Genomic DNA, 9,749 nt, shown 5'->3' with positions numbered 1-9,749 from the left:
GCTTAGTCCCTGGTTGCGGTATGTAAGGTTCTAATTACGTTTTACCCTCTAGCTCTGAAACATCTCGATTCGGGAATACTCTAGCTTTTCGGCCTGATGTATCCATCTCAAAATGCTCCTTCGGGTGAGAACTTGGCTTGAATCCTAGCCGTGGAAAGGTCTTTACTCCTTTCACTTCTCTGAGCGCCTTCATCGGTCGCCCCACCTATCAAGATATTATCCAAAAGGGAGTCCAGAAGGGACTCCAGCAGGGACTCGACCGAGGAAAGCAGGAGGAAGCGGTATTAATAGTGATGCGTTTGCTAACCCTGAGGTTAGGTTTAATTGACCCTGTTCTCCAACAGCAGATTGAGGGATTATCGATTACTCGATTGGAGGAATTGAGTGAAGCGTTGTTGGATTTTAAGACCGCAACGGATTTAGCGGTTTGGTTGGAGCACTAAATCCCAATTTTTGAATGAAGAATGAAGAATTATAGATTCTAAATTCTTCATTCTGCATTCTTCATTCTGCATTCTTCATTCTTCATTCTGACAGACAACCTTGGCCAAAAGGCCACACTACGCGAACAATCTCAGAACCTTGATACATTAGGATTGCTCAAGAGCTATTCCGATTCAAACCACAGGAGTGATAACATGGCAGGAAAGCAAATCTTAATGCTCGTAGGTGACTTTGTAGAAGACTACGAAGTGATGGTTCCCTTCCAAGGGTTGCAGATGGTAGGACATACCGTTGATGCTGTCTGTCCTGACAAAAAAGCTGGGGACATTGTTCGTACAGCGGTTCATGACTTTGAAGGAGACCAGACTTACACTGAGAAGCCTGGTCACAACTTCACCCTCAATGCCACCTTTGATGGGATCAATCCTGAAGATTATGACGCCCTAGTGATTCCAGGGGGGCGAGCACCAGAATACATCCGCCTGAATCAAGATGTGATCAAAATCGTGCAGCACTTTGCCCAAGCAAACAAACCAATCGCAGCAATTTGTCATGGTGCTCAATTGTTGGCAGCAGCAGATGTAATCCAAGGTAAAAAATGTTCCGCTTATCCAGCCTGTGGTCCCGATGTTACCCGTGCTGGTGGAACCTATGCTGACATCCCAGTAGATCAAGCAATCGTAGACGGTAATTTAGTAACAGCTCCCGCTTGGCCTGCTCATCCCCAGTGGCTAGCAGAATTCCTCAAAGTTTTAGGTACTCGCATTGAGCATTGATAGCACTTTTCAATGGGGTAAGGTATAAATTCCTGGGTTTTAGGGAGTAGGGAGCAGGGAGTAGGGAGCAGCGATGCAGCAAGGGAACAGGGGAGGCAGTGCCGACCTGTGGGGGTCTCCCCCATGAGCAACTGCCGTGGTTTCCCCCACTCGCGCTTTGCTTGGCTGACAGGGAGCAACTTTGAGATCAGTGCTGAACTATACTTTGAGATCAGACAGTATCTACAGAATTAGCAGCATTGGTGACCAGTAAATAAAATAGCGATCGCAAACTCATCTGCGATCGCACCAAATACAACTAATGGAATTCGCGTTACCGTGGCCAGCGATGCAGCAAGGGAACAGGGGAGGCAGTGCCGACCTGTGGGGGTCTCCCCCATGAGCAACTGCCGTGGTTTCCCCCACTCGCGCTTTGCTTGGCTGACAGATCCAGTTCCTATAGCAGTCCAAGACAAGGTTAAGACATAGTTCTGTTCCCTGGTTAAAACCTTCTTGACTATTGCCTTTTGCCTTTTGCCTTTTGCCTTTTGCCTTCCCCCCTTATTAAGGGGGGTCAGGGGGGATTCCTTTTGCCTTAAAAGGATAAGCAATGTCCCTGACTGGTTCACCATAATTGCTATATATTTAGTTAGTATTGCGGTACTGATGAATCAATTTCCTGACTCCAGGCAGTAATACCTCCTTTAACATTAATCCCTTCAATACCAGCCTCTTTCAAAATCCCCAAGGCTTTCGCTGAGCGACCTCCCTTCTTGCAATGGGCAATCAAGCGATGACCATTAACCAGTTCCTTGACTTTTGCTACACCAGAACCTTGTTCAATATCCGGTAATGGCACTAGAACTGAGCCAGAAATCTTAGCAATGTCATATTCATGGGGATTGCGGACATCAATCAAAACAAAATCATCCGCACCACTTTCCATGAGTTCCTTGAGCTCCTGGACATTCATCTCTTTGATATCCATCTGGCGTTTGGCTTCCTCTTCTTTAGCTTGGGGAATGCCACAGAATTGTTGATAGTCAATCAACTTCTCAATCACCGGTCGTTCTGGATTTAGTCCCAGTTTCAATTCCCGGAAGGTCATATTTAAAGAGTTGTACAGCAACAAACGTCCACTGAGGGTATCCCCCTGGCCTAAAATAATTTTGACCGTTTCCGTTGCTTGAATCACGCCAATAATTCCTGGCAGAATGCCCAAAACCCCTCCTTCGGCACAGGAAGGTACCATTCCTGGTGGTGGGGGCTCAGGGAACAAGTCGCGGTAGTTGGGACCACCTTCGTAATTAAAGACTGTCGCCTGTCCCTCAAACCGGAAAATAGAGCCATAGACGTTTGGCTTATTCAGAAGTACACACGCATCATTGACTAGGTAACGGGTGGGAAAGTTGTCCGTACCATCAACGATAATGTCATAGGGTGCCATGATTTCCAAGGCATTCTCAGAATTCAGCAGGGTTTCGTAGAGGTCTACCTGACAGTGAGGGTTGATTTCTAGAATCCGCTCTTTGGCCGACTGAATTTTCGGTTTGCCTACCCACGACGTCCCGTGAATTACCTGACGTTGAAGGTTAGAACTATCTACAACATCGAAATCTACTAGACCTAGGTTTCCAATTCCAGCAGCAGCAAGATAGAGCAATAGGGGTGAACCTAATCCACCACTACCTACACATAGGACACTGGCAGCTTTGAGGCGTTTTTGTCCATCTAACCCAACTTCGGGCAAAATCAGGTGTCGGGAGTAACGTTCGTATTCGTCTTTACTTAATTGGATTTCATCTAGATTGGGATTTAACATGGCATGTTGGGTTTGAAGCGGTAAGACTCAGGACTTAACCTTTGATAATGATAGTTTCTTCTGGCTGGAACTGGTGGTGTTCATCCAGGCTCCAACTTCTGAAGTCACACGCTTTACCTTCCTCAACGGCAACAATAATATACGAGTATTGCTGCCATGCGATCGCACGATCAAATTCTGAAGGTACCGCTGGGTGATCCGGATGAGAGTGATAGATCCCGATTATATCGAGATTGCGATCGCGTGCGTCTTTTTGTGCCCGCAGTAGCACCTCAGGAGCAATGCTGAATCGGCGCTGTCTGCTATAATCTCCCTGAGGTTTGCCCTCAACCGTAGCATAGGCATCAGCTGCTTCACTATCCCAGTTGTTCGGTGTGGGTAATACTTCAACCAGCGTTTTCACCTCACCCCGGTGCTTACCCAATAGTAAACCGCAGCACTCTTCTGGATAGGTGCTTTCTGCGTGGTTTTCAATTGCCAGTTGATGCTGAGTGTCCAGTGTTAAGCCCATACCGATTTAACCATCACCCTTGAAGTAATTATTTTTTTGTTGAAAGTTGAGTCTATAGTACCGTCAACTGTCAACTGTTAAGCAAAAATTATCAATTCTAAAATTATCAACTATAATATCACTTGTAATAGGTAAGATATTGTCGGGTGTAATACTTATTAGTTTTCGGTGTTGGTCAAATTTCAATTAACCAGTCTCAAGTCACCAGTCTCAATCGTAACTTTTCAACTAACAAGTCCTTAATAACCAGGGTTTGATATGACTCCTAACCGCACTAGAATAGCAAACAACGAAGAGTATCGATTTTTTTTTCAGGAGAATGCTGCCAATATTTTCAAACACCATGACCGGGAAGTAATAGACTGCTTGCAACGTCGTAAAATTCCGATTAGCAACATTATCCCATTGGAGCAGGTTTACAAGATATCTGTCAAAATTGTTAAAAATATTCCCTTTAAGTCAGTAAAAAACTTAGCCTTACAACAAATGGAGGCAGTAGGGGAATTTCTGCAATATTTTCAAATAAGCATCCTCGGTCAACCCACGAGTATCTTCCAACTCCATGAGATTGAAATTAAAATAGATAAAATTTTTACCCCTGCCTTAACCTATGAGGGTGGAAAACTACTAATCTCTATTCCCGACTCGTCCTTACCGTTTCAGTCCCGTTACCTTACCGATCAGGAGCTGAAAAATCAATGGAATAAGGGGAATCATCTCTCCAAAAAGTCTCTGTCTCGTAAAGCATGGTGGTTATTAAATCCAATCGGAGAATTTCGGACTAACCTCAGAACAGTGCTATGGCAAGCTGCCCAAAAGCAAATTTTAGGTATTGACAAACTATTACTTAAGTTTGGCTTAATTGATAGATATGATAGCAGTGAGCAAAGCAGTGCTCAACCTAGCTTACTGTTCAACCAGAATCCGCCACCACAAGATCAGGGGGTCAGACAGAATCCGCCAACACAAAATCAGGGGTTCAGAGAAGGTGCGATCGCATTGATCAAAAACTCTGTGAATGAAGACAAGCTGGGAATAGACTTAGAAGTAGTACTTAAGGATCAAGATGAGGCTACATTAGGGAAGCTGCTGGGATTATTTAGGCAAAACTTGGCAGACGCCGGTCAAATGGAAGAACTGATTGAAGCTGGTGCTTTAACCCTACAACAAGCCGTTTTTAATGAACAATCTGAAATTGATATTAAGATGTTTGGGTTTGTGAATGTCGGGAATTATCATCGCATTGATGTATCGCTGAATATAAGTGCTGGTTACTTGAAAAAATATGTTGAATTGATTCCAAGAAGTGCTGTAATCAAAGCAATTCAATTCGGATTTGTAAACGTCTATACTATAGATGATATTACAGTAAATCCCAGCTTTCATGGAGCAATAAAGCTCTATTGGGAAACCGCTGCTCTGGAAAAATCACTGCAAGAATTAAGTCTAGTTAACCTATCAGAGCAGTCAAGTTAGTAAACGTAAGCGGTCAGCGGTCAGCGGTCAGCGGTCAGCGGTCAGCGGTCAGCGGTCAGCGGTCAGCTATCATCCAGACGTAACTCACATTAAACAAATGGTTAGCTGTTTTATTCAAAAGCTGTTCGCGCAGCGTGCGCGTAGCGCAATCGGTGGTTTTAAATAAAATAAGCTGACGGCTGACAGCTGACGGCTGAATGCTTACTTAAACACTCAAAAGTCATGAATCCCTTGTTAATTGACAATTGGCTAGTAACCATTGACAATTAACAAGCAATTTTCCCCTGGCAATTATGGCAACTAGCAATCAATTGGAGTCTTTACTGCTACAACTCGATGACCGCAGCTACAAATCCTACCGAGATATCAAGGGCAGCTATCAGTTTCCAGATTTCACTCTAGTCATTGACAGGGTTCAGGGAGACCCCTTTGCCTCTCCTAGCCAAGTGCGCGTGTACTTACCCCAGTCAGTGGCTGGTTTTCCCAGTGAGCTTTATCGCACTGACAGCCGAGCCATCGCCCTAGAGGATTATCTCACTCGCTCCTTTGATTGGGTAGCTGGGGAAATGAGCTGTCGGCGGGGTACCGGGAATAGTGGCTTGATTGCGATTACCCGTGTCGGACAATCCGTGCTGGAGCGCACCTCGGCTTTGGTGAGTGATGAAGGAGTAGAAATCCGGTTTGTGGTAGGATTACCAGCCCGTGGTCGTCGGATTTCTGGGCGTCAGGCCGCAGAAATGCTATGCCAAGATATCCCTGATATTATTGACCAATCCATCAAGTATGAAGTCCTCGATCCAGCTGCCATTAAGCATCATGTAGAAACAGTGGAAGATGCAGATTGGCTGCGTCAACAGCTGGGAACCCGTGAATTAGTTGCTTTTATTCCTAACGGTGCCATTTTGCCACGCTCCAGTGGGGTGGATGACAAACCATTGCAAGAGAATGCGATCGCATTTCAATCTCCCAAGACACTTGAAGTAGCATTCACTTGCCCCAATCGAGGATTAATTACCGGTATGGGAATCCCAGAAGGGATCACCTTGATTGTAGGAGGTGGCTATCATGGCAAATCCACAGTGCTCAAAGCCATTGAATTAGGAGTTTACAATCATATTCCTGGAGATGGACGGGAATTAGTAGTCACCAATCCCACCGCTGTCAAGATTCGGGCTGAAGATGGTCGGGGGATTTCTGGTGTAGATATTTCCCCATTTATTAATCAATTACCTCACGGTCGCTCCACTGAAAAATTTTCCACCACCAATGCCAGTGGTAGCACCTCCCAGGCCGCAAATATTATGGAAGCACTGGAGGCCGGTACCGAGTTACTGTTGGTAGACGAAGACACAGCAGCAACTAACTTTATGATTCGCGATCGCCGTATGCAGGAGCTGATTGCTAAAGATAAAGAACCCATTACACCATTTATTGATAAAGTCCAACAGCTCTATACCGAGTATGGTGTCTCTACTATATTAGTCATGGGAGGCAGTGGAGATTACTTTGATGTAGCCGATACGGTCATTGCCATGGACAACTTCCAACCCCAGGATGTCACCGAAAAGGCTCAGTTAATTGCCGAAAAATACTTTACCGAACGCACCGCTGAAGGCGGGAAACACTTTGGTAGTATTACCCCACGAGTACCATTAGCAGATGGGATTGACCCCAGTCGTGGACGCAAAGCCGTAAAATTAAAAGTCCGAGATGTAGATGAAGTAGGGTTTGGCGCAGAGAATATTGATTTATCTGCTGTTGAGCAGATTGTAGAAGTAGGTCAGTTAAGAGGGATTTCCAGGGCTCTTGTTTATGCTAAAGAGAAGTATATCGATGAACGATTGACCCTATCCGAAATTTTGAATCTGGTGATGAAAGATATTGAAGAACAAGGATTGGATGTACTAACGTTCTTTCCTGAAGGGGATTTAGTCCAATTCCGCCGCTTGGAATTAGCAGCAGCGCTGAATCGATTGCGGACCCTGTCAGTGCTTTGAGGGTAATCTGGTTAAACAGTGCTTTTAAAATTATCAATTATCAATTCTTGATAATCATGAAAATAGAAGACTATTTTGATTTTATTGCTCCTGATGATATTCGCATCAAAGGAACGCGAGTGGGCATTGAGAATGTGCTGTATGAGTACATTTATCGAAATCGTACTCCAGAAGAAATTATTAACTGTTTTTACACCATTACCTTGGATCAAGTTTATGCCACAATTCTTTACTACTTAAACAACAAAGAAGTTGTCAGCCAATATATTTCTGACTGGCTGGAATGGAGTCATCAGCAACAAAAAGCTCAAGAACTCAACCCTCCTCCAGGTATAGTTCGATTACGAAAATTAAAAGCAGAACAAGAAGCGAACAAGAAAGCCTATGAGTCTGAATTATCTGCTGGATGAAAATGTAAATCCAGTCTATCAGATTCAACTACGTCGGCAAGCACCTGATTTAGTTGTCAGAGCTGTTGGAGATCCAGCCACTCCACCAAAAGGTACACAAGACCCAGAAATTCTATGCTGGTGTGAGGAATATGATTTTGTATTGGTAACCAATAACCGCAAGTCAATGCCTGTACACTTAGCAGATCACCTAACTGAAGGTAGACATGTACCAGGAATTTTTATTCTAAGTCCAAAATTGAATATCGGTGAAACTATTCAGCAGCTAATTTTTATAGCTGAGGCATCATTTGAAAATGAATACCAAGACCAAATTGTTCATTTGACAATGATATAAACTGATTACATAGCGTGGGTTGATTAAGGTAAGGTTTTGCACCCTAGCCCCCTAAAATTAATGCAAGATCACAGTACCATGGCTTAAGCGCAATCATCCCATCATGCCCATACGTCAAACCTTAGATTTACCAAACATCCAACTGTCTTACCTAGAATGGAACCAAGGCCAAACTCCCTTGTTACTCTTACATGGCTTAGCAGACCATAGCCTAGTGTGGTCTAGCCTCGGGGATTACCTTGCCCCAAAGTATCATATCATTGCTCCAGATCTGCGCGGTCATGGGGAAAGTAGCAAGCCGGATCAAGGCTATACCTTTGATGATCACATCGCCGATTTAGAAGCCTTAATGAATCACCTAGGATGGTCTAGTGCTCATATCCTCGGTCACTCCTGGACTGGTAAATTAGTTCCGATTTGGGCTAAGCAAAATCCATCCCGATTCCGCAGCCTAATTTTGGTGGATCCCTTTTTCATGGGGAAAATTCCGATGTGGTTTAAGGTTATGTTTCCCCTACTCTTCCGTGTCTTGCCTTTTGTAAAAGCTATGGGACCCTTTGTTAGTTATGAGCAAGCGGTAGCACAAGCTAAACAATTAAAACAATACCGGGGTTGGAGTCCCTTTCAGCAACAAGTATTTAAAGCCAGCATTGAACCTAAACTTGATGGCAGTTGGGGCAGTAAATTTGTGGTTCAGGCCAGAAATGAGATTTTTGAAGACGTGATGCGCGTAGCAGGACTAACGGAAATTATTGAAATTCCTACAGTATTGATAGTACCAGAAAAAGGTCTTAATCGTTCCGATGGGCAGCTAAAACCCTATAAAACGTATCTAAAAAAATTAACTATCCGTCAAGTTCCTGGGAATCATTGGCCTTTTTTAGTAGAGCCGGAAGAGTTTAATCGGGCTGTAGAGGTATTTTTGGAAGAGCAACAGCAAAAGCCCTCTGACTTTGAGGGATGACTTGTTGGTCTGAGGGTTTGGCTCTGATGGTTCAGGATTAGACCATATTAGACCATTCAATTTTATTACCCCCACTCCCTACTCCCTACTCCCTACTCCCTAAAACCTAGGACGAAGTACTTTATCCCATTAACTGGTATAATTAAGTAGTACCAAGGGGATTAATAAAGGAGAGTCATGAGCCTTTTAGGGAACATTATCTGGTTAATCTTTGGTGGTTTAGCTGTTGGTGCCGGTTACATTATCGGTGGATTAGCGATGCAGCGCGGTCTTGGGGGTTTCCCCCATGAGCGACTGCATCAAGACAGGGATTTGTCTGACTATTATTGGCATCCCCTTTGGAATACAGGCTATCAAGCTGGGCATCGCTACTCTGGCACCATTTGGCAAAACCATTGAGGAAACGTCAGAGGTTGGTAGCCTCCTCAATATGATTTTTAACATTATCTGGGTGATCGCCTTTGGCTGGGAGATTGCTCTTGCTCATTTGGTATCAGGGCTGATTTTAGCGATTACGATTATTGGCCTTCCCTTTGCCCAACAGCATTTTAAATTAATTCCCCTGTCTCTATTTCCCTTCGGAAGAGAGTTGCGCTAAATTTTATAGTCAATACTTCTGTATTTATGGATAACACAGTTTTCTTGGGTATGGGCACTTTGGAGGAGTGGCTAACAGTATTAGGTTATGCATCCTTAATTGCTTTTGTTTTTTGGCGCGTGATGCTCACAAAGCCGAAGTGATATATTTGATATAAGCGAAAACGCATTTAAAATTGGTTTTAGCAAGGCAAAAGGCAAAAGCACACTGTAATCTATTTTTTTTATTTGATTTCAGCCACTAATACAGTATTATAGCAATTCTACGACTTGTGAGGTACAAATTTCTGGTTTTTAGGGAGCAGGGAGCAGGGAGCAGGGAGCAGGGAGCAGGGAAGAGGTAAGAAGTAAGAGGGAAGAGGGAAGAGGGAAGAGGGAAGAGGTGAAAAATAATGTGTACCTCATGAGTCCTAGAAACGCTATAAATGCACAACAG

10 protein-coding genes and 1 pseudogene are annotated in these 9,749 nt (G+C 44.0%); 8 read left to right on the top strand and 3 right to left on the bottom strand.

Annotation, left to right across the window (positions count from 1 at the left end; genetic code table 11):
* Positions 1 to 137 precede the first annotated feature (137 nt).
* Positions 138 to 443, top strand: coding sequence for a DUF4351 domain-containing protein (locus tag F6J99_RS35320; protein ID WP_293120171.1), 306 nt, complete (start codon positions 138 to 140; stop codon positions 441 to 443).
* Between the two features lie 195 nt (positions 444 to 638).
* Positions 639 to 1,220, top strand: coding sequence for a DJ-1/PfpI family protein (locus F6J99_RS35315; protein WP_293120169.1), 582 nt, complete (start codon positions 639 to 641; stop codon positions 1,218 to 1,220).
* A 230-nt stretch (positions 1,221 to 1,450) separates the two neighbouring features.
* Here the strand turns inward: F6J99_RS35315 and F6J99_RS35310 are convergent, their stop codons facing one another.
* The 3 genes from F6J99_RS35310 to F6J99_RS35300 form a co-directional block, all read right to left on the bottom strand.
* On the bottom strand, positions 1,451 to 1,600 hold the full coding sequence (locus F6J99_RS35310; protein WP_293120167.1) for a hypothetical protein: 150 nt from the start codon (positions 1,598 to 1,600) through the stop codon (positions 1,451 to 1,453).
* 248 nt (positions 1,601 to 1,848) lie between these two features.
* A complete protein-coding gene (moeB, locus tag F6J99_RS35305; RefSeq protein WP_293120165.1) occupies positions 1,849 to 3,021 on the bottom strand; it encodes a molybdopterin-synthase adenylyltransferase MoeB in 1,173 nt (390 codons plus the stop codon).
* Between the two features lie 34 nt (positions 3,022 to 3,055).
* Positions 3,056 to 3,532: a M67 family metallopeptidase gene (locus tag F6J99_RS35300; RefSeq protein WP_293120163.1), complete on the bottom strand. Its 477-nt coding sequence runs from the start codon at positions 3,530 to 3,532 to the stop codon at positions 3,056 to 3,058.
* A gap of 258 nt (positions 3,533 to 3,790) precedes the next feature.
* On the opposite strand from F6J99_RS35300, the gene F6J99_RS35295 reads away from it, so the two are divergent.
* From F6J99_RS35295 to F6J99_RS45845, 6 genes and pseudogenes are all read left to right on the top strand, one after another.
* Positions 3,791 to 5,008, top strand: coding sequence for a hypothetical protein (locus F6J99_RS35295; RefSeq protein WP_293120161.1), 1,218 nt, complete (start codon positions 3,791 to 3,793; stop codon positions 5,006 to 5,008).
* A 293-nt stretch (positions 5,009 to 5,301) separates the two neighbouring features.
* Complete coding sequence (locus F6J99_RS35290) at positions 5,302 to 7,005, top strand: ABC-ATPase domain-containing protein (RefSeq protein WP_293120159.1); 1,704 nt, start codon at positions 5,302 to 5,304, stop codon at positions 7,003 to 7,005.
* 56 nt (positions 7,006 to 7,061) lie between these two features.
* Entirely contained in the window at positions 7,062 to 7,415 is a 354-nt protein-coding gene (locus F6J99_RS35285; RefSeq protein ID WP_293120157.1) for a DUF433 domain-containing protein, read from the top strand.
* The gene (locus F6J99_RS35280) at positions 7,390 to 7,752 is read left to right on the top strand and encodes a DUF5615 family PIN-like protein (RefSeq protein ID WP_293120155.1); all 363 of its coding nucleotides are present in this window, start codon (positions 7,390 to 7,392) and stop codon (positions 7,750 to 7,752) included. Before F6J99_RS35285 ends, F6J99_RS35280 begins: the two co-directional genes overlap by 26 nt.
* Before the next feature lie 103 nt (positions 7,753 to 7,855).
* The gene (locus F6J99_RS35275) at positions 7,856 to 8,716 is read left to right on the top strand and encodes an alpha/beta hydrolase (RefSeq protein WP_365974907.1); all 861 of its coding nucleotides are present in this window, start codon (positions 7,856 to 7,858) and stop codon (positions 8,714 to 8,716) included.
* A gap of 177 nt (positions 8,717 to 8,893) precedes the next feature.
* Positions 8,894 to 9,314: pseudogene (locus F6J99_RS45845) on the top strand (YccF family protein).
* The last annotated feature ends 435 nt before the right edge of the window (positions 9,315 to 9,749 follow it).

The sequence above is a fragment of the Moorena sp. SIO4G3 genome, from assembly GCF_010692305.1.
In the GTDB taxonomy this organism is placed as follows: domain Bacteria; phylum Cyanobacteriota; class Cyanobacteriia; order Cyanobacteriales; family Coleofasciculaceae; genus Moorena; species Moorena producens_A.
Note: the sequence above shows the minus strand (reverse complement) of the source record. Positions and strands in the feature narration are given on the sequence as shown.